Consider the following 19436-nt stretch of genomic DNA (forward strand, 5'->3'; position numbering starts at 1 on the left):
CGCGCCGAACACTCAGCGGTGGTGCGAACGGACCGCCCGCCGGATCTCCACCGGCAACGCCGGTGCCCCGTCGACCGGGGCCGGGTCCTCGGCCGTCGGCGCCACTCCCCCGGCCGCGATCCGGTCCAGGGTGGCCAGCCCGGCCGCGTCGACCTCGCCGAAGATCGTGTAGTTCGGGCGCAGCGCCGAGTTGGCGTACACCAGGAAGAACTGGCTGCCGTTGGTGTCCGGCCCGGCGTTGGCCATGGCCAGCACGCCCCGGGCGTAGACCCGGCGCTCTCCGGTCGGGTCGGCGGGCGGCAGGTCGGTCGGCAGCTCGTCGCGGTACCGGTAGCCCGGGCCACCCTCGCCGGTGCCGGACGGGTCACCGCACTGCAGCACGCTCAGCGTCGGGTACGCGGTGAGCCGGTGGCACGGGGTCCGGTCGTAGAAGCGCTTGGCGACCAGGTGCAGGACGCTCTGCACGGTGCACGGCGCGGCCTCCCGGTCCAGGGTCAACCCGATCGGCCCGTGGTTGGTCGACAGGGTCACCCGGACGTTGCCGCGGGCCGGGGTACGCCGCGGGTCGGGCGGCAGCGGCACCGGCCGGGCCGCCGGCTCGTCGGGCGTCTCGGTGTACGCGCACGGGCCGTGGGTGGTGCGCGGCGGGCGGGTGGCGGCGTCGGCGGCGGACGCAGCGGGCGCGGCAGCCGGTGCGGGCGCGGCAGCCGGTGCGGCGGCGGACGCCGCAGGCGCGGCGGCGGCGATACCGGCGACCAGCGCGCCGGCGAGCAGCGTCACTCCCGCGAGGCGGGTCAGGGCGCGTACCGGTCGGCGGGGTGCCGCCGTCCCGGGGCGCGGTTGGAGTTCACTCGGCACAGGGATCCTCCTGGACTCGTGGTGCCAGAAAGACCGGAGTCTATGGACGCCGGGGCCGGTTGTCGATGCGTCAGGGCAGCCGGCGGCGCCGCCGCCACAGCAGCCCGCCCAGCAGCACCAGCACTCCGGCGCCGCTGATCGCCGTCACCGACCAGAGCCACCCCGAGCCGGAATGCCCGGGCCCGCTGGCCGCCGCCGGTCGAGCCACCCCGGGTGCCGCCAGCGCCGACGGCGCGGCCGACGGGGTGGCGGTCACCTCCCCCGGCTCGACGAGACGACCGACAGCGGCGTCGCGGGGCAGCGTGAACCCCCAGTCCAGCAGCGCCGCACCCTGCTCCCAGCCGCGCTTGGGCGCCGACTCCGCGCCCAGCAGGGTCACCACCAGCCGCCGTCCGCCGCGTTCGGCCGCGCCGACGTAGGTGTGCCGGGCCAGATCGGTGAAGCCGGTCTTGCCGCCGAGCGCACCCGGGTACCGGTAGATGAGCTGGTTCTCGTTCTGGATCTGGAACCCCTTGGTCCGCTGCGCCGGCTGGACCGGGATCCGCGCCTCCTCGGTGAGCGCGTACCGACGGAAGGCCGGCTGCGCGAAGCAGGCCCGCGCGATCAACGCCAGGTCGTACGCGCTGGTGAACTGCCCCTTGCCGTCGAGCCCGGACGGGGTCACCGCATGCGTCTGGAGCGCGCCGAGCCGGTGGGCCTGCTCGTTCATCGCGCGTACGCCGGCGGCGGCGCTGTCCGTCCCGCTGCCCAGTCGCGCCAGCGCGTTGGCGGCCTCGTTGCCGGAGTTGAGCAGCAACCCGAGCCAGATGGTCTCGATGGTGTATCGGCCACCCGCGACGAGACCGACGGCGGAGGAGCCGGGCTCGATGTTCATGTCCTCGTCGGTGACGGTGACCGTCTGCTTCGGGTCCAGCCGGGGCATCATCGTGGCCGCCAGCAGGAGCTTCTGCACGCTGGCCGGGGTGCCGTACTCGTGCGGGCCGCAACCGCCGAGCACCTGGCCGCTGTCCAGGTCGGCAACCAGCCACGAGGTGGCGCTGACCGCCGGTGGCGCACCGGCGCCGGCCGGCACGACCAGCCCCTCGGTGGCCAGTCCGGCGCCGCCGACCATCCGCTGCGCGGGCACCGCGGGCGGCGGCGAGGGGCGGGCGGGCCGGGACGTCGCGGGCACCCGCGGGCACCGCACGGTCGCGGTGGCGCCCGGGGTCGCGGCGACCGGCGCGGGAGCGAGCAGGACGGCGGACGTCGTGGCCGCCAGCAGCGCAGCTCTCATGAGCCCGACCCTAGTCAACAAGATCGCCCGGCGGGACCGGATGGGCTCGCTCGTGCAGGTAGTCGTGCAGCGCGGCGCTCCCCCGCAGCCGGCGCAGGCTGCGCGCGTGCAGGTCCTGCTCACGGCGGGCCAGCTCGGCGCGGACCCGCTGGGCGCTGCCGGTGGTCCGCAACTCGCCCAGCACCGCCTCGATGATCTCGAACGGGTACGCGCCCCGGCGCAGCAGCGCGACGACCTGCGCGGCGCGCAACTCGGCCTCGTCGTACACCCGGTAGTTGGTGCCCGGCGCGCGGGTCGGGCGCAGCAGCTCGCGCGCCTCCCACAGCCGCAGCTGTGAGGTCCGGACCCCGACCACTGCGGCGACCTCGCCGATGCGGGCGCCCCGGCGCGGCGCGGGCCGGGCCGCCGGGGCGGCGGCCAGCACGGTCTCGAAGGCGCCGAGCACCCGGCGGATGTCGGCGCGCTCCCGGTCCAGTTCGGCATGGCCGCCGTCGAGCGCCGCGAGCGCCGCCGGCAGGTCGCCCCGGTGCACCGCCGCCATGATCTCCCGGGTACGACCCCAGCCGTGCCCCTCGGCGAGCCGGCGCGCCACGGTGAGCGCCCGGGAGTGCTCGGTCGTGAAGATCCGGTAGCCGCTCGCGGTGCGCCGCACCGGTGGCAGCACGCCCTGCTCGACGTAGTTACGCACCTGCTGCACGGAGATCCCGACGGTGGCGGCCAGGTCCACGGCGCGCAGGCGGTTGTTGCTCCCGACGTCCACGCCGGCAACCGTACCGGTTGACATGTGATTTGAGACTTCGCCGTTCATTTCAACGCAGCATGCGCGGATTCTTCGGCAAAAGGCTCTACATGAGGATGAATGAGACAATGGAATCCGCCCGGCGGGAGGAAGCTCCCGCCACGATCTCGTGAAGGGTTCGCATGTCGCAGCCAGCAGGGTCCGCCGCCGACAGCCACGACATGATCGAAGTACGCGGAGCGCGGGAGAACAACCTCGCCAGCGTCTCGGTCGACATCCCCAAGCGCCGGTTGACCGTCTTCACCGGCGTCTCCGGCTCCGGCAAGTCGTCGCTGGTCTTCGGCACCATCGCCGCCGAGTCCCAGCGCATGATCAACGAGACCTACAGCGCCTTCCTCCAGTCGTTCATGCCCAACCTCAACCGGCCGGACGTCGACTCGCTACGCAACCTCAGTGCCGCCATCGTCGTCGACCAGGAACGGATGGGCGTCAACTCGCGCTCCACCGTCGGCACCGCCACCGACGCGTACGCCATGCTGCGGATCCTCTTCAGCCGGCTCGGTCAGCCGTCGATCGGCGGGGCCGGTGCGTTCAGCTTCAACCTGCCCGAGGGCATGTGCCCGACCTGCGAAGGGCTGGGGCGGGTCTCCGACCTCGACGTCAACGAGCTGGTCGACGTCGAACGCTCCCTCAACGACGGGGCGATCACCGTGCCCAACTTCGCCGTCGACTCCTGGTACTGGCAGACGATCGTCGGCTCCGGCCTGTTCGACCCGGACGTCAAACTCCAGGACTACACGCCCGCGCAGTGGGAGGACTTCCTCCACAAGCCGGCCACCAAGATCAAAATGGGCAGCAACAACTGGACGTACGAGGGCCTGGCCGTCAAGGTCAAGCGGCTCTACCTCGCCAAGGACCGCGAGTCGATGCAGGCGCACATCCGGGCCTTCGTCGACCGGGCGGTCACGTTCACCACCTGCGCGGACTGCGGCGGCACCCGCCTCAACGCGGCAGCCCTGTCCTCCCGCATCGCCGGACGGAACATCGCGGACTGCTCGGCGATGCAGATCAGCGACCTGGCCACGTTCGTGCGAGCCGTCGACGACCCGGCGGTGGCACCCCTGATCGCCAACCTGCGCGACCTGCTGGACTCCCTCGTCGAGATCGGGCTGGGCTACCTCAGCCTGGACCGCGAGTCGGCGACCCTGTCCGGCGGCGAGGCGCAGCGGGTCAAGATGGTCCGGCACCTCGGCTCCAGCCTCTCCGACGTCACGTACGTCTTCGACGAACCCACCGTCGGCCTGCACCCGCACGACATCGCCCGGATGAACGACCTGCTGCTGCGGCTACGCGACAAGGGCAACACCGTGCTGGTGGTCGAACACAAACCGGAAACCATCGCCATCGCCGACCACGTCGTCGACCTCGGCCCGGGCGCCGGCGCCGACGGGGGCCGGATCTGCTTCACCGGCGACGTGCCCGACCTGCGCCGCTCCGACACGCTCACCGGCCGGCACCTCGACCACCGGGTGACCCTGCGCGACCACGTACGCCCACCCACCGGCCACCTCGCCATCCGCCAGGCCGACCTACACAACCTGCGCGACGTCGACGTCGACATCCCGCTCGGCGTCCTCACCGTGGTCACCGGCGTCGCCGGCTCCGGCAAGAGTTCGCTGATCCACGGGTCACTGCGTCGCCGCTCCGGAGTGGTGATCGTGGACCAGTCCCCCATCCGCGGATCACGGCGCAGCAACCCGGCCACCTACAGCGGGCTGCTCGACCCGATCCGCACCGCCTTCGCCAAGGCCAACGGGGTCAAGGCGGCCCTGTTCAGCGCCAACTCCGAGGGCGCCTGCCCAGCCTGCAAGGGCATCGGACTCATCTACACGGACCTGGCGATGATGGCCGGCGTGGCCAGTGTCTGCGAACGCTGCGAGGGACGACGGTTCACCGACGAGGTGCTCACGTACACGCTGCGCGGCAAGAACATCAGCGAGGTGCTGGCCATGTCGGTCACCGAGGCGTACGCCTTTTTCCCCGGCGGGGCCGCGCACCTCATCCTCGGTCGGCTCGTCGACGTCGGGTTGGGCTACCTGAGCCTCGGTCAACCCCTGACCACCCTGTCCGGCGGTGAACGGCAACGACTCAAACTCGCCATCCACCTGGCCGAGAAGACCAGCACGTACGTGCTGGACGAGCCCACCACCGGCCTGCACCTCGCCGACGTGGACCAACTCCTGGCCCTGCTCGACCGGATGGTCGACGCCGGCAACACGGTCATCGTCATCGAGCACCACCAGGCGGTCATGGCGCACGCGGACTGGCTCATCGACCTCGGCCCCGGCGCCGGACACGACGGCGGGCGGATCGTCTTCACCGGCACACCAGCCGACCTGGTCGCCCACGGCGACACCCTCACCGCCACCCACCTGCGCGAGTACGTCAACCAGCCGGCATCGACGCCCCAGGGATAACGGCCGGATCGGGCGGCCGGGCGGCGCAGTTCCTCCCCGGCGCTCGGCGCGGGGTGGTCAGGCGACGCGGCGGAGCCAGCGTCGCTGCCAGGGGGTTTCCACCGCCTTCGGGTGGTAGCCCGCTCGCACCCACGGCACCGCCCGTTCGGCCGGCAGGCCGTCGAGGATCGCCAGCGAGGCCAGGGCGGTGCCGGTGCGCCCCACCCCACCTCGGCAGGCCACCTCGACGCGCTCACCGTCGTGCGCGCGCCGCAGCGCCTCCCGCAGGGCGTCGAGCGCATCGGCCCGATCGAGCGGCACCCAGAAGTCGGGCCACCGGATCCGCCGATGCGCCCAGGTCGGCTCCGGGCCGGGAGCCAACAGCAGGGCGAAGTCGGCGGGCGAGGCGGTCGCAGCGACGCGGCGTCCGCGCACGCTCGCGCCACTCGGCAGTACGAGGACATCGGGCTGTTCGGACCAGGGCTGAGTCACCCGAGCATTGTGCCGCCACCGCCCTGCCCGGCAGGTACGGACAGCGCCGCCCCCGGCCGGTGGGTCGGGGGCGGCGCTGGTGTCGGTGTGCAGGTCGCCTCTCGGCGAGTGGCGCGACGCGGCTCCAGCCAAACGGAAATCCGCGACGGCAATATTAGGTGAGGCCCGGGGACACTGAGTCACACCGACACCCACCACAACCAGCCCGCCCCCGACGTTGTTCCCCCACCCCGCCGCGCCGACCCGATCGCATCGCCCGGCTGGCTGCCTGGCTGGCCTTGCGGGGTTCCATCCCACGCGTCGGTCGCACCGCCAAACCGTGGCCGAGACCCGATGGCCGGTGGCCGGTGGCCGGTGGCCGGTGGCCGCCTCGCCGCACCGGCGGTTGCTTCACGACCACCACACCCACCCACCGTCGCGCCGCGCTTCGACCACACGCCGGCAGATCTTGGACAGTTTCCGTTCGCGCGGAACGGAAACTGTCCAAGATCCGCCGGCAGCCACCGACCGAACCACACACCATCCGCTGGCGCACCGGGCGGCATCCGCCGTAGGCAGCCAGTGACCCACACGCCACACACCTACGGGCGAAACGGAAATACCGCTGGCCGGCACCCCGGATTGCGGGTGCCGGCCAGCGGTCGGGTCCTGCTGTGGAGCTGTTCGTAGGTCAGCTGTTCCAGTGCTGGCCGACCAGGTCGGTGGCCTGCTGCTCCCACTGGGCGTAGGCGTCCGGGTAGGCCGACACCTGCACGGTCTGCGCGGCGTCGGTCAGCGCCATGTCCTGCCAGCCGTCGACCTGCGTGAGGCCCTTGAGGAACGCCGTCGTGGAGTAGGCCGGGTCGGTGATCTGCTCCGGCGTGCCCCAACCCGAGCTCGGACGCTGCTGGAACAGGCCCAACGAGTCGTGATCGTTGGCGTCACCCAGGTGACCCAGGTTCTCCAACTTCGACTCCTGCAAACTCGTCGCGATCGAGATCACCGCGGCGCGCTCGGGCAGGCCGGCCTTCTTCGTCGCGACGATGATCGCCTTCACGTTCGCGGTCTGCTCACCGTTCAGGTCGATGTGCGACTGCTCGCCCTGCGGCTTCGGCGCACCCGTCTGCACCGCCACCGCGACGGACTTGACGTCGACCGGGTTGGCGTGGGCGGCGATCGGACCGGCGAACACACCACCGGCGAACGCGAGACCCGCAACAGACAGCACACTCTTACGGAAGATCGTGGTCATGGGGGTAGCTCCTTCGGGGGTAGAAACACCCACACCGCCAAAGGGGGAAAACGGCGGGCAGGGTGTGAGCACCTCGTCCGGCGCTGCACAAACACACGGGAGAAAAGTCTGGGGGCCTGCGAGCCCGGGGGCTCGCGGCGCCGGTGTCGGCGGCCTACCAAGCCGGGGGCTCGGGGCGCCGGGACCGGATGTAACGACCAGCTGCCGGGGGTCATTCCCGGGGGCGGACCCATCCATCGGCGCCCGCATCACGGCGGCGCCTGGTCGCTGGCCGGGTCTGCAACGACCGGACCAGGCCGGGCATTCCCACCCCGCACCGGGGTCGAGCCGGCCGCGGTGGTCCTGCGATCGTCAGGGTGTGTAACGACCCCCGGCCAGCCACCATTCCACCGCCCGGGTGCAGCCGGTCACAGCCCACAAACCCCCACCACCAGACAAACCACCCACCCCGACGCGACCGGCCACGGCCCCCGTTGGGCAGTCACGGGGTAATCCACTCGGCTTCGGCGAAAACGCGGTATCCGAGACGGGGTGACACCCCAGTTTCATTGATGCCGAGTTGATCGCAACGTCGGGCTGAGGATGGTTCCGACAAGGGCGGGTCTAGCTCTCATCGGCGGGCCAGGAGCCGCTGCGGTAGAGCGTGCCCCGGCCGCCCGGATCGGGGATCCCGTGCAGCGAGCGCCGCTCGGGGTCGGTCGGCTCGGGGTTGCCGGCGGCGCGGCGGGCTCGTCGCACGCGGGATCCGACGAACCAGGCGACGGCCGCCCCGCAGGCCACGATCACCACGTTCTGCAGCGCGCCGACGTAACCCTCGACGAGATGCCAGTTGTCGCCCAACAGGTAGCCGGCGAGCACGAAGGTGGTGTTCCAGATCAGGCTGCCCAGCGTGGTGTAGAGCAGGAAGGTGCTGACCGGCATCCGCTCCACCCCGGCCGGGATGGAGATCAGGCTCCGGAAGATCGGGATCATCCGCCCGAAGAAGACCGCCTTCACGCCGTGCCGCAGGAACCACGCCTCGGTCCGGTCCACGTCGGCGAGCTTGACCAGCGGCAGCCGGGCCACGATGGCGCGCATCCGGTCGCGGCCCAGGGAGGCGCCGATCAGGTAGAGCGCCAGCGCGCCCACCACCGAGCCCAGCGTGGTCCAGAAGATCGCGCCGAGCAGGCTGATCCGACCCTGTGCGGCCACGAACCCGGCCAGCGGCAGGATGACCTCGCTGGGGATCGGTGGGAACAGGTTCTCCAGGGCCACCGCCAGGCCGGCGCCCGGCCCGCCGAGCCGTTCCACCAGGTCACTGGCGTAACCGACGATGCCGCCCTGCGGAGGTTCCGCCGCGGCGGTGGGGGTTCCGGTGGCGAGCACGGCGTGGGACGTTCGAATCATGACCCCAACGCTACGAAGTGATCCTGAGAACCGACCGGGAGGCGGTCAGCCAATGTCGTCGGACGTGCACACCACCGGCCGTACCCCACTGCGGCTCGCGGTGGCGCAGCCGCCGTGCGTACCCCTGGATGTCGCGGAGAACGCGCGGGCGCACGCTGCCGCGGTCCGCGCGGCGCGCGCCCGGGTGGTGGTCTTTCCGGAGCTGTCGCTGACGGGGTACGAGTTGGACGCCCCGGTCGTGCCGGTCGACGACCCGCGGTTGGCGCCGCTGGTGGGGGCGTGCGCCGAGACGAGCACGCTGGCGTTGGCCGGTGCGCCGGTCGCCGGTGACCACATCGCGGTGTTGGCGGTGACCGGCGCTGGTGTGACGGTGGCGTACCGGAAGATGTGCCTGGGTGGCGCGGAGCCCCGCCGGTTCGTCCCGGGTGACACACCGGGTGTGCTCGATGTGGACGGTTGGCGGATCGGCCTGGCGGTGTGCAAGGACACCGGCGTCGCCGCGCACGCGCAGCGCACGGCCGCGTTGGGGATCGACGTGTACGCGGCGGGGGTGCTGGAGTTGGCGAGCGACGCCGCCGTGGTGGACCAGCGGGCACACCGGATCGCCGTCACGTACCGGGTCTGGGTGGCGGTGGCGAGTTTCGCCGGGTCGACCGGTGGTGGCTTCACCGAGGCGGCGGCGCGCTCCGGCGTCTGGACGCCACAGGGCGAGGTGCGCGCGCGGGCGGGTACGGCGCCGGGCGAACTGGTCCGGGTGAGCATCGACTGAGCGGCCGACGCACTGCCCGCCGGGCGCCACCGCACCCTGCCCGGTGAGTGGCACGGCGTGTCCGACGAGGTGCTGGCACCGGTGCTCGCCGAGCATTTCGCCGGTTGACCGCCGCCCGTCGAGGCGCGGCCTGTCGTACGGCGCGGCCACAATCCCTGCATGGCTGTGATTCCCGCTCGGCTGTCCGTGGTCACCCTCGGCGCACGCGACATGGGCCTGCTGCGGTCGTTCTACCGATCGTTGGGCTGGCCGGAGCTGCCGTCAGCTGACGACGGCTGGTCGGCGTTCCTGCTCGGTGGTGTCCTGCTCGCCCTCTATCCGCTGCCGGAGCTGGCCGCCGAGGCGGCACCCGGCGTTTCCGATCCGGCCGGCGGCTGGTCCGGGGTGACGCTGGCGTGCAACGTCGACGGTCGTGCGGACGTCGACGTGGCCTTCGCGGCGGCCGTCGCGGCGGGGGCGACGGTGGTGGCGGAGCCGACCGACCGGTCCTGGGGTGGGCGCTCGGCGTACATCGCCGACCCGGAGGGCAACCGGTGGGAGATCGCCTGGGCGGGCACGGCCGTCTTCGACGAGCGCGGCGCCCTCGTCTCCTTCGGTTGAGCGTGCCGTGGTTGCTCCCGGCAGGCGAGCTTGGAATGCTTCGGCCATGACTTCCTTCCCGGGGACCTTCGCCGCCGATGTCATCGGTGAGTCGGCTCGGACGCAGTTCGAGACGTTCATCGATGAGCACCGCAGGGCGCTCGACGACTCCCTGGACGGGCTGACCGAGGAGCAGGCGCGCCGGTCGTTGGTGCCGTCGCGGACCACGCTGCTCGGTCTGGTGAAGCACGCGACGTTCGTCGAGAAGGTGTGGTTCGACGAGGCGGTCACCTGCCGGTCGCGCGCCGAGATCGGCATCCCCGCGACGCCGGACGAGTCGTTCATCCTCGACGACGGCGACACGATCGCCACCATCCAGCGGGCACACCGCGAGGCGTGCGAGGCGTCCCGCCGTGCGACGGCGTCCCTGGGCCTGGACGACGTGCTCCGCGGCAACCGGCGTGGGCCGCTGCCGCTGCGCTGGGTCTACCTGCACGTGTTGCGCGAGCTGGCTCAGCACTGTGGGCACGCGGAGATCCTGCGCGAGCAGATCCTGAGCGAGTAGTGCCGAATATCATCGCCGCATGCCCGAGCTGATCGCGCCCACCGTCCGTCTGCACGACGCCTGGCTCGAGGCGCACGACGAGTGGGGGCCGGGTCTCCACGAGGATGGTTTCGGGCTGCGGCCGTCCGACGGGGTGCGCTCGCCAGACGGGTTCGCGGCGTGGGTGACCCGGCTCAACGACCGGTCGGATCCGGCGATGCCGCTGGACGCCGGTCAGGTGCGGTGCACGTACCGCTGGATCGTCGAGGACGGCCGGGTGCTCGGTGGGATCGCGCTGCGGCACGACCTCGACGATGTCCTGCTGCGGGTCGCCGGGCACATCGGCTACGGCATCCGGCCGTCCGCGCGCCGCCGCGGGTTGGCGACCTGGGCGCTGGGCCGGATGCTCGACGCGGCGCGGTTGCTCGGCCTGCAGCGGGTGCTGATCGCCTGCGCGGCCGACAATGTCGCGTCGGCGAGGACGATCGAGCACCACGGTGGCGTCCTGGAGGACATCCGGGACACCACGCTCGGCCCGACCCGCCGTTACTGGATCACGCTCTAGGCCATCCGCTGGTGTCGCCGAAGCGGCGCAGGGTCCAGCGGGCCGGCGGCCAGGTGCCGGTGTCGTGGTCGGTGGTCCATTCGGTGATCGAGGCCGGGGGGATGACCAGGTCGAACCCCCGATGCAGCGGTTGGGCGGCGAGCGCGTGGAAGGCGACCTCGACCGTCGCGGTGTGACCGATCAGCAGCACGGTGGAGCCCTGGTGCCGGTGGGCGATCTCCATGATTGCGCGGCCGACGCGGGCCACCAGCTCCGCCCAGCTCTCGTTGCCGTTCTCGAACGGCCGGAACAGCCCTCCGCCCACCGCGGCGTGTTCGGTCCGGAAGCGGGCGACGGGCAGCCCGTCGGCGTACGGGGGCGTGTGCCAGGTGCACAGACCGCAGTCGGCCACCGGGCGGAGGCCGAACGCCGCAGCGATCGGTTGCGCGGTTTCGACGGTGCGGCGCAGCACGGACGAGTAGACCGCCACCGGCCGGTCGGTGGCGTGGTCCTCGGCGAGCCGTCTGGCGAGCCGGTGTGCCTGGTCGTGGCCGAGCGCCGTCAGGCCCCGGCATCCGTGCGGGCCGCCCACGATCCCGTCGATCTGGTGGACCGACTCGCCATGACGCACGAAGATCAACCGTGTCCGCATCGGCCCATCATGCCAGTGAGACCGGCGGATGGATCAGTCGTCCGTACGGCCGGTGGAGAAGGTGCTGGCCTGATCGAGTAGTTCGTCGAGTTGGGCGCCGGTCCGCGCGGGGAGCCGGTCCCGGTCGACCAGCTCGGCGATGTGGTCACGCAGGTCGGCGACCCGCTTGGCGCGGTCGCGGGACCGGCGGTTGAGGTCGGCGAGGTCGTCGCGCAGGTCCTCGGCGGTTTTGCGGTCGATCTCGCCGCGGGCCTGGGCCGCGGCGAGCACGGCGGTGAACTCGTCGGTGACCTGTCGCAGGCTGACCGGCACCTGCTGGCCCACGGCCGAGGGCGCGGCGCTGCTGGCGGCCGAGGGTGTGGACGGTGCCGCCGGCGTCGGCGACTGGGTGCTGGGCGTGGGCGCCGGAGTGGTGGTCGGCGACGGGCCGGCGACCTGCGCGGGGCGCTCGGGAGCGTCGAGATTCTGGGCGAGCAGCGCGCCGAGGCCCACGACGGCCGCGAGGCCGGCCGCGACCAGCACGACGGCCGATCGACGTGACCGGCGGCGCGGCGCGGCATCCACCGGTACGGGGTGGGGGCGGACGGCGGCGCGGTCGATCAGGGTGGGCGGATGGGCGCTCGGCAGGATGCGCAGCAGCTCGGTGGGCGGCTCGACCGGCTGACCGGCACCGAACCGCATGGCCAGACGCGCTGCCGTCGGCCGGCGGGCCGGGTCGGCGGCCAGGCAGGCGAGGGTCAGCTCGGCGATGTCGGCGGGCAGGCCGGCCACCCGCAGCGGCGGCACCGGCGTGCCCCGCCGGTGCACCTCAAGGGCGTCTTCCCAGCTCTGCACGGGCAGCGGGGCCTGCCCGGTGAGGGTGCGGTAGAGCAGCGCGCCGAGGGCGTACACGTCGCTGGCCGGGTCGGGTGGGCCGGCGGCGAGGCGTTCCGGGGCGAAGTAGGCGGGTGTGCCCATGAGCGGTTCGCCGGACTGGCTGTCGAGCCCGCCGAGCGCGGCGATGCCGAAGTCGAGCACCTTGGCGCCGGTGTCGGTGAGCATGACGTTGCCCGGTTTCACGTCGCGGTGCACCACGCCGATGCGGTGCGCGGCGGCCAGCGCGGCGGCGATCTGCCCGGCCACCCGGACCGCCTCGGGCCAGGGCAGCGGGCCGCCGCGCAGCCGGTCGGCCAGATTGTGCCCGTCGACCAGCTCCATCACCAGGTACGGCACGACGGCGCCGTCGGCCAGGGTCGCCTCGGCGTAGTCGTACACCTGGGTCACGTGTGGGTGGGTCAGCCGGGCGGCCGCGCGGGCCTCGCGTCGGATGGTGGCCCGCAGGTGCGGGTCGGCGGCGAGCTGCCCGGCGAGCACCTTGATCGCCACCGGCCGGCCGAGCACGTCGTCGTCGGCACGCCACACCTCGGACATGCCGCCGAGACCGATCCGCTCGTGCAGGACGTAGCGGTCGTGGAGACGGAGGGTGGGCGTGAAGGGTGACATGGCCTCACCAGTCTGCCTGGCGAGTTCCCACTCGACCACCCTGCGTGCCCGGCCCGGTGCCGCCTGTCCCCGACGTACCGAAATGGGCGGTTGTCAGGAGCAGCGGGGCAGCGGTCGGGGCTGGATCCGGTCGGCGAGCCGGCGCAGGGCGACGGCGGTCGCCTCCCGGGTCGGGGCGAGCAGCGCCCGGCGGGTGCGCTCGACCTGGACCGGCGCGTCCGGTCGGGCCGAGTTGACGTGGCGGTTCATGGCGTCGAGAGCGGTGACGTATCCGGTCGGGTATTCCATGGTCAACTCCTCGGGACGGGTCCGGTGGAGTCCCGGACGACGAGTGCGGTGGGCAGCAGCACATGACCGGCTGCGGCGTCCGCGGGCGGGTCGAGCAGCAACTCGGCGGCGATGCGGCCCTTCTCCTCGGCCGGCTGCCGGACGGTGGTGAGGCCGGCCGCCGCGGCCTCGGGGACGTCGTCGAAGCCGGTCACCGAGACCGGCGGGTGGGCGCCGCCCGGCCGTTGGGCCAGCGCGTCCAGCACGCCGAGGGCGAGCACGTCGGAGCCGGCCAGGACGGCGGTGGGGGGCGCGGGCCGGTCGAACAGCCCGGCGACGGCGGCGACCGCCGCCTGGCGGCTGTTGCCCCGGGCGTTGACCAGCGTCAGCTCGGCCCAGTCGACGCCGACCTCGGCGAACGCGTCGGCGAAGCCGGTGAGCCGGCCGCGCGTGGTCGGGTGCAGGGCCTCGTGCACGCCGGACAGGGTGAGTGGGCCGGCCGGCGCGTCGGGGAACACGGAGTCGGCGAGCAGGGCCACCCGGCGGTGACCGAGACCGGCCACGTGCGCGGCGACGCTGCGCGCCGCGGCCCGCTCGTCGATGCCGACGAACCGCTCGTCGTCGCCAGCGTCGTCGCGGGCGGCAGTGCTCACGTACGGCAGCCCGCGCGCCCGGATGACGTCCAGCGCCCATTCCTCGTCGGCCACGCAGTAGACGCAGAAGCCGTCGACGGCGGCGTTCTCCACGGCCCGGCGGGCGTCGGTCTGTGCCGGCGGCAGCGGCACGAGCAGCATGCTGGTGCCGTGCCGCTCGGCGGCCCCGCCCACCCCGGCGAGGAAGCGGACCGCGAACGGGTCGGTGAAGGCGTACGACAGCTGCGAGGTGAACAGCACCCCGATCGAGCCGACGAAGCCGCGGCGCAGGGAGCGCGCGGTGGGGTTGGGGCCGGGGTAGCCGAGGTGGCGGGCGGCGTCCAGGATCCGCTCGCGCAGGGCGGCGGAGAGCTGGTCGGGCCGGCTGTAGGCGTTGGACACCGTGCTGCGGGAGACGCCGACCGCGTCCGCCACGGCTTGCAGTGTTGGCTTCACCGGCACCCCTCTGTATCGATTCAGACTGGATCGATACAGAGACTAGCTCGATCGGTCGGCGACGGTCAATACGACGGGCCGACGAACGTCCGGGCACCGACCGGCGTGGCGCACGCCGGCGGGCGACCGCGACGACGGGACAGGTGCCCGGACTCCCCCAGCGGCGGCGGTCAGGGCAGGCGGGCGACCGCGCCGTACATGCTCACCTCGACCACCGAGGGGCGCGGCTGCGGCTCGCCCTCGGCCCGCCACTCGGCGACCGAGGTGATGCCCGGCTCGACCACGTCGAGGCCGGTGAAGAAGCCGGTGAACTCCGCCCGGGTACGCAGGTTGATCAGGCCGTGCGGGCCGCCACCCTTGGCCGCCGCCCTGGCCTCCTCGGCGACGGCGGGCGGCAGGTACTCGTGGGTGGCGTGCGAGGCGGCCAGGTAACTGCCCGCCGGCAGCGCGTCGAGCAGCCGGCGCACCAGCGCGTACGGGTCGTCGCCGTCGGGCACGAAGTGCAGCACCGCCACCAGCATGAGCGCGACGGGTTGCGACAGGTCGATGGTGCGCAGCAACTCCGGGTGCGTGAGGATCCGTTCCGGATCGCGCAGGTCGGCGTCGATGTACGCGGTGGCGCCCTCCGGAGTGCTGCTCAACAGCGCGCGGGCGTGCGCGAGCACGATCGGGTCGTTGTCCACGTAGACCACCCGGGCCTCGGGCGTGACGGCCTGGGCGACCTCGTGGGTGTTGTTGGCGGTCGGGATGCCGGTGCCGATGTCGAGGAACTGCCGGATGCCGGCCTCACGGGCCAGGAAGCCCACCGCCCGCTGCAGGAACCGGCGATTCTCCAGCGCGGAGGTGCGGATGGTCGGGAAGGCCGCCGCCATCGCGTCGCCGGAATCACGGTCGGCCTGGAAGTTGTCCTTGCCACCCAGCCAGTAGTTGTACCGGCGGGCCGGGTGGGGCAGCGAGGTGTCGATCCGGTCGCTCGGTGAGCCCGCCGGCGTGCCCGAAGTGTCGGTGGTCAAGGCTGCCTCCGCGCTGGCGTCCGTCCACTGTCGCCGGTCGCCGACCATGCGAGTGCCGCGCGCACGCTCGCGTGACCCCGGCCGGGGTCACGCCGGGTAGTGCTCGTCGAGCAACCGGCCGAGGATCTCCGGCGTACGCTCCGGCGGTTCGGCCTCGACGCAGAGCCGTTCCATCGCCACCGCGTAATATTCCAGGTCGTCGCGCTTGTCCAGGTAGATCGCGCTGGTGAGCTGTTCGATGTAGACGATGTCGGGCAACTCCTGGTCGCCGAAGCGCAGGATGGTGAAGGCACCGCCGGCCGCGGCGTGGCCTCCGGCGGCGAAGGGGATGACCTGGAGGCGGATGTGGGGTGACTTGGTCGCCTCGATGAGCGCGGTGAGCTGGCCGCGCATCACCTCAGCCCCACCGATCGGACGGCGCAGGGCCGCCTCGTCCACCACGGCCCAGAGCTGCGGCGGCTTGTCCCGGCGTAGCAGCTGCTGGCGCTGCATCCGCAGGGCGACCCGACGGTCGATCTCGGCGGCGCCGGCCGTGCCGTGCCCGAGCAGCACGACGGCGCGGGCGTACTCCCGGGTCTGCAACAGCCCGGGCACGAACTGCACCTCGTAGCTGCGGATCAGCGCGGCCGCCGCCTCCAGGCCCAGGTACGACTGGAACCAGCTGGGCAGCACGTCGCCGTAGCGGTGCCACCAGCCCGGGCTGTTGGCGTCGCGCGCGAGCTTGAGCAACGCCTCGCGCTCACCGTCGTCGGTGACGCCGTAGAGGGTGAGCAGGTCGGAGACGTCGCGTTCCTTGAAGCCGACCCGGCCCAGCTCCATCCGACTGATCTTGGATTCGGACGACCTGATCTCCCAGCCGGCGCCTTCACGGGTCACCCCACTGGACTCCCGTAGCCGACGCAGTTGGGCACCGAGCAGCATGCGCAGCACGGTGGGCCCGGTCGTCGGGCCGCCCTCGGCGGGAACCATCGTCACCTGCGGACCTCCGGATACCGACCATCGCGGACGGGAACCCGGCCCGGCCGACGTGTAAGCATGCCATGGACCGACAGTGAGGTGAACTCCTCCCGGCCCGGCGATTCCGTCCGGCCGCCGGAGGACGGTCAGTTGATCAGATGGTCGAAGTCGCCGTCGCGTGCGCCGAGCACGAAGGCGGCGATCTCGTCCACTGTGTAGATCAGCGCCGGCCCGTCCGGATGTCGGGAGTTGCGGACCGCGATGCCGGCTCCCCCGGGCAGTTCGGCGAGTTCGACACAGTTGCCGCTGGGGTTGCTGCGCCGGCTCTTCTGCCAGGTCAGCGGGGGCAGCTGATGGATCGGGACACCATTGGGTGGCTGCTGCATGAGGAAGTCTTTCTGCTCACGAGCCCGCCGGTGCCCGTGGGAGGAGCGGTGACGGCGAGGGGTGCGGTATCGACATTGGACGCTGCTGCACGTGCATCTGCTATTGCATCTGCACCGGACGGCGAGCATGATAACGCACGTGAATGGTGCCCATCCGTTCACTTTGAGTAACCCCTGGCTGGGCAACCACCAGGGGAAACGGGGGTCCGGCACGGTGTGCGCCGCGTCGGCCGGAGACTGGAGGCGGTCGCGGCGATGGGAGGGCTCGTGCCGGATCCGATGAGTGTCGCCTCCGGCATCTGCGCGGCAGGCGCGCTGCTCTCCTCCTGGCAGTTGCGCCGCAGGGCGGTGCGCGCCGAGGCCGAGATCGGGCACCTCCAGGCCGAGTTGGCCGCCGAGCGGCACGCCGCCAGCCACGACCCGCTCACCGGGCTGCCCAACCGTCGCGCCTTCTACCGCCTCGCGGCCGCCCTGCTCACCGACGCGGCCGGGCAGCCGCTGATTGCCGTCGTGCTCGACCTGGACGACTTCAAGCAGATCAACGACCGGTACGGTCACGCCGCCGGCGACCAGGTGCTGATCAGCGTGGCCGAGCGGCTCGCCGGGTTCGCCGGCGACAACCTCGTGGCCCGCCTCGGCGGGGACGAGTTCGCCGGGCTGCTCGCCAGCCCCACCATCGACCGGCGCTGGATCGAGCACGCCACCCGACGGCTCAGCGAGACCGTGGCCGCACCGATCCGGCTGTCCGGGTGCAGCGTCCGGGTGACCGCCTCCGTCGGGCTCGCACCGGTGACCGGCCCGGCCCAGCTCACCGACGCGCTCAGTCGCGCCGACGCCGCCATGTACCAGGCCAAGAGCCTCGGCGGCACCCGCGCACCCCGGCAGCTCGTCGACAGTGTCCCGCTGGGCGAGCACTGAGCCGGCGCACCTGCGCGCTCACCGCCGGTCGAGGTCGCGCAGCGCCACGTCGGCGAGGGTGACCAAACCGTCCGAGGACACCAGCCCCCGCACGATCCGGCCCGCGAAGGCCCGCTCGGCCTCGTCGGCGCCGGGATCCAGAGCCTGGCGGGTCCAGTCGCTGAGGTCGTCGAGCGCGCGGATCGCGAGGAACCAGGCCAGGCGCGTCCGATCCACGTCGGCCGTGCCGTAGCCGGCGAGCACCGCCTCCTGTTGCTCGGCGCTGATCGGCGCGAACGCGAGCACGCCGCCGATGACGAACATCAGGTCACACTCGGGCGGGGCGAGCACCGCGTCGTCCCAGTCGATCAGCCAGACCCGGCCCTCCGGGCCGAGCAGCAGGTTGCCCAGGTGCGGGTCGCCGTGGCAGACCACCGCCGGCCCGGGCCGGTCGCGCAGCTCGGCGGCGAGGCGTTCGACCGCGTGGGTCAGGGTGGCCACCCGGTCGGCCGCCGCCGACCAGATCGCCGCCAGGTCGGCGGCCGACGCATCCGACCGCTCCGGGCCGCGCAGCCGTCGCGCCATCGCCCGCGTCGCGGCCACGATCCGGGGGTACGCGGACCCGCCGCGGGGCAGCAGCCGCGCCAACTCGTCGGTCACCGGCACCGCGTGCACCGAGGCCAGCACCTCACCGTACGACCGCCAGTGCGCCTCGGTCATCGGACCGTCGAGCGCCCGCTGGTCGGACACCCACGGCACCACCGTGAGGCGACAGCCGTCGCGCTCACCCCACAACCGCCCGTCTCGGGTCCGCAGCGGCGCGGGAATGCCCGGCACCCCCTGCTCGGCCAGGTACGCCGTCACGGCCAGCCCCGCCGCCGTGCCCCCGCCGCTGAGCTTGACGGCGTACCGCGTGCCGTTGGCGGCTCGGGCCAGCCAGAGGCGGGCATGCTGGTCGGCGCCGTGGGTCACCGCCTCCAGCGTGGTCAGGTCGAGCCCGAAGTCGCTACGAACCCAGCCGATCACCTCAAGAGACATGCCGACACCCTGCCCCGCGCGCGCCGCCGAGCCCACCGAATAAGCCGGCGGCCAGGTGGTGCCCATCGGGCACGTGTTTCGACCCGACGACTGGGTATGGGGGTGGCGGCCCCGTCCGGCGGCGAGAGGAACAGACGTGGCGATCCGCGCCCTCGTGCTCAACTGCACCCTCAAGCCGTCACCGGCACCGTCCAGCTCCGAGCAGCTCGGACGGGAGGTGCTCGCCGAACTGGCCGCGCAGGGCGTGCAGGGCGAACTGGTCCGGGTCGTCGACCACGACGTCCGCTTCGGGGTGTCGACCGACGAGGGGCACGGCGACGGCTGGCCCGCCATCCGCGCCAAGCTGCTCGCGGCCCAGGTGCTCATCATCGCCACGCCGATCTGGCTCGGCCAGCCGTCCAGCGTCTGCAAGATGGTCCTCGAACGCCTCGACGCCGAACTCTCCGAGACCGACGACGAGGGCCGACTCCTCACCTACGGCAAGGTGGCCGGCGTCGCCGTCGTCGGCAACGAGGACGGCGCACACCACACCATCGGCCAGGTGCAGCAGGCGCTCAACGAGGTCGGCTTCACCTGTGCCGCCGCCGGCGCGACCTACTGGGTCGGCGAGGCGCTGCACACGGTGGACTACCGCGACGTCGGCCCGAAGCCCGACACCACCGGCCGCACGACGAAGGCCCTCGCCCTCAACAGCGCGCACCTCGCCCGGCTACTCGCCGAACAGCCGTACCCGCCGCCGGACGCGCGCGGCGCCGCGGACGGCCCCAGCCGCGAGACGACCTGAC

At 72.7% G+C, this 19436-nt stretch carries 21 protein-coding genes; 7 read left to right on the forward strand and 14 right to left on the reverse strand.

Annotated features, from left to right (window positions below):
* Positions 1-12: 12 nt before the first annotated feature.
* The 3 genes from O7620_RS10745 to O7620_RS10755 form a co-directional block, all read right to left on the reverse strand.
* Positions 13-858, reverse strand: a complete 846-nt coding sequence (locus tag O7620_RS10745) for a peptidylprolyl isomerase (RefSeq protein WP_278122916.1) — start codon at positions 856-858, stop codon at positions 13-15.
* A 70-nt stretch (positions 859-928) separates the two neighbouring features.
* The gene (locus O7620_RS10750; protein WP_278122917.1) at positions 929-2131 is read right to left on the reverse strand and encodes a serine hydrolase; all 1203 of its coding nucleotides are present in this window, start codon (positions 2129-2131) and stop codon (positions 929-931) included.
* Positions 2132-2141: 10 nt separating this feature from the next.
* Complete coding sequence (locus tag O7620_RS10755) at positions 2142-2891, reverse strand: MerR family transcriptional regulator (protein ID WP_278122918.1); 750 nt, start codon at positions 2889-2891, stop codon at positions 2142-2144.
* A gap of 161 nt (positions 2892-3052) precedes the next feature.
* Between O7620_RS10755 and O7620_RS10760 the strand changes: the two genes are divergently transcribed.
* Positions 3053-5347, forward strand: a complete 2295-nt coding sequence (locus O7620_RS10760) for an excinuclease ABC subunit UvrA (RefSeq protein WP_278122919.1) — start codon at positions 3053-3055, stop codon at positions 5345-5347.
* A gap of 57 nt (positions 5348-5404) precedes the next feature.
* On the opposite strand, the gene O7620_RS10765 is transcribed toward O7620_RS10760, so the two are convergent.
* From O7620_RS10765 to O7620_RS10775, 3 genes are all read right to left on the reverse strand, one after another.
* A complete protein-coding gene (locus O7620_RS10765) occupies positions 5405-5818 on the reverse strand; it encodes a protein-tyrosine phosphatase family protein (RefSeq protein ID WP_278122920.1) in 414 nt (137 codons plus the stop codon).
* 670 nt (positions 5819-6488) lie between these two features.
* Entirely contained in the window at positions 6489-7049 is a 561-nt protein-coding gene (locus tag O7620_RS10770) for a hypothetical protein (RefSeq protein ID WP_278122850.1), read from the reverse strand.
* 603 nt (positions 7050-7652) lie between these two features.
* Entirely contained in the window at positions 7653-8435 is a 783-nt protein-coding gene (locus O7620_RS10775) for a DedA family protein (protein WP_278122921.1), read from the reverse strand.
* Positions 8436-8487: 52 nt separating this feature from the next.
* On the opposite strand from O7620_RS10775, the gene O7620_RS10780 reads away from it, so the two are divergent.
* The 4 genes from O7620_RS10780 (at position 8488) to O7620_RS10795 (ending at position 10892) form a co-directional block, all read left to right on the forward strand.
* Positions 8488-9204 (forward strand): carbon-nitrogen hydrolase family protein, encoded by a 717-nt coding sequence (locus O7620_RS10780; RefSeq protein ID WP_278122922.1) that lies wholly within the window; start codon positions 8488-8490, stop codon positions 9202-9204.
* 159 nt (positions 9205-9363) lie between these two features.
* Entirely contained in the window at positions 9364-9804 is a 441-nt protein-coding gene (locus O7620_RS10785; RefSeq protein WP_278122923.1) for a VOC family protein, read from the forward strand.
* 46 nt (positions 9805-9850) lie between these two features.
* Positions 9851-10348, forward strand: coding sequence for a DinB family protein (locus O7620_RS10790; protein ID WP_278122924.1), 498 nt, complete (start codon positions 9851-9853; stop codon positions 10346-10348).
* Between the two features lie 19 nt (positions 10349-10367).
* Complete coding sequence (locus O7620_RS10795) at positions 10368-10892, forward strand: GNAT family N-acetyltransferase (protein WP_278122925.1); 525 nt, start codon at positions 10368-10370, stop codon at positions 10890-10892.
* On the opposite strand, the gene O7620_RS10800 is transcribed toward O7620_RS10795, so the two are convergent.
* The 7 genes from O7620_RS10800 to O7620_RS10830 form a co-directional block, all read right to left on the reverse strand.
* Positions 10882-11523 (reverse strand): histidine phosphatase family protein, encoded by a 642-nt coding sequence (locus O7620_RS10800; RefSeq protein ID WP_278122926.1) that lies wholly within the window; start codon positions 11521-11523, stop codon positions 10882-10884. The two genes, O7620_RS10795 and O7620_RS10800, sit on opposite strands and share 11 nt — an antisense overlap.
* Positions 11524-11556: 33 nt before the next feature.
* Complete coding sequence (locus tag O7620_RS10805) at positions 11557-13005, reverse strand: serine/threonine-protein kinase (protein ID WP_278122927.1); 1449 nt, start codon at positions 13003-13005, stop codon at positions 11557-11559.
* A gap of 93 nt (positions 13006-13098) precedes the next feature.
* A complete protein-coding gene (locus O7620_RS10810; RefSeq protein ID WP_225854173.1) occupies positions 13099-13293 on the reverse strand; it encodes a hypothetical protein in 195 nt (64 codons plus the stop codon).
* Between the two features lie 2 nt (positions 13294-13295).
* Positions 13296-14339, reverse strand: a complete 1044-nt coding sequence (locus tag O7620_RS10815) for a LacI family DNA-binding transcriptional regulator (protein ID WP_278122928.1) — start codon at positions 14337-14339, stop codon at positions 13296-13298.
* Between the two features lie 191 nt (positions 14340-14530).
* The gene (locus O7620_RS10820) at positions 14531-15373 is read right to left on the reverse strand and encodes an SAM-dependent methyltransferase (protein WP_278122929.1); all 843 of its coding nucleotides are present in this window, start codon (positions 15371-15373) and stop codon (positions 14531-14533) included.
* Positions 15374-15460: 87 nt separating this feature from the next.
* Positions 15461-16348 carry a helix-turn-helix transcriptional regulator gene (locus tag O7620_RS10825; protein ID WP_278122930.1) on the reverse strand — a complete coding sequence of 296 codons (888 nt, stop codon included), beginning with the start codon at positions 16346-16348 and terminating at the stop codon, positions 15461-15463.
* Between the two features lie 128 nt (positions 16349-16476).
* A complete protein-coding gene (locus tag O7620_RS10830) occupies positions 16477-16716 on the reverse strand; it encodes a DUF397 domain-containing protein (protein WP_151488475.1) in 240 nt (79 codons plus the stop codon).
* 267 nt (positions 16717-16983) lie between these two features.
* On the opposite strand from O7620_RS10830, the gene O7620_RS10835 reads away from it, so the two are divergent.
* Positions 16984-17634, forward strand: a complete 651-nt coding sequence (locus O7620_RS10835; RefSeq protein ID WP_151488474.1) for a GGDEF domain-containing protein — start codon at positions 16984-16986, stop codon at positions 17632-17634.
* An 18-nt stretch (positions 17635-17652) separates the two neighbouring features.
* On the opposite strand, the gene O7620_RS10840 is transcribed toward O7620_RS10835, so the two are convergent.
* Positions 17653-18651: an aminoglycoside phosphotransferase family protein gene (locus O7620_RS10840; protein ID WP_278122932.1), complete on the reverse strand. Its 999-nt coding sequence runs from the start codon at positions 18649-18651 to the stop codon at positions 17653-17655.
* A gap of 136 nt (positions 18652-18787) precedes the next feature.
* Here O7620_RS10840 and O7620_RS10845 point away from each other — a divergent pair, with 136 nt between their 5' ends.
* Entirely contained in the window at positions 18788-19435 is a 648-nt protein-coding gene (locus tag O7620_RS10845) for an NAD(P)H-dependent oxidoreductase (protein ID WP_278122933.1), read from the forward strand.
* The last annotated feature ends 1 nt before the right edge of the window (position 19436 follow it).

The sequence above is a fragment of the Micromonospora sp. WMMD710 genome, assembly GCF_029626045.1.
Taxonomy (GTDB): Bacteria; Actinomycetota; Actinomycetes; order Mycobacteriales; family Micromonosporaceae; genus Micromonospora.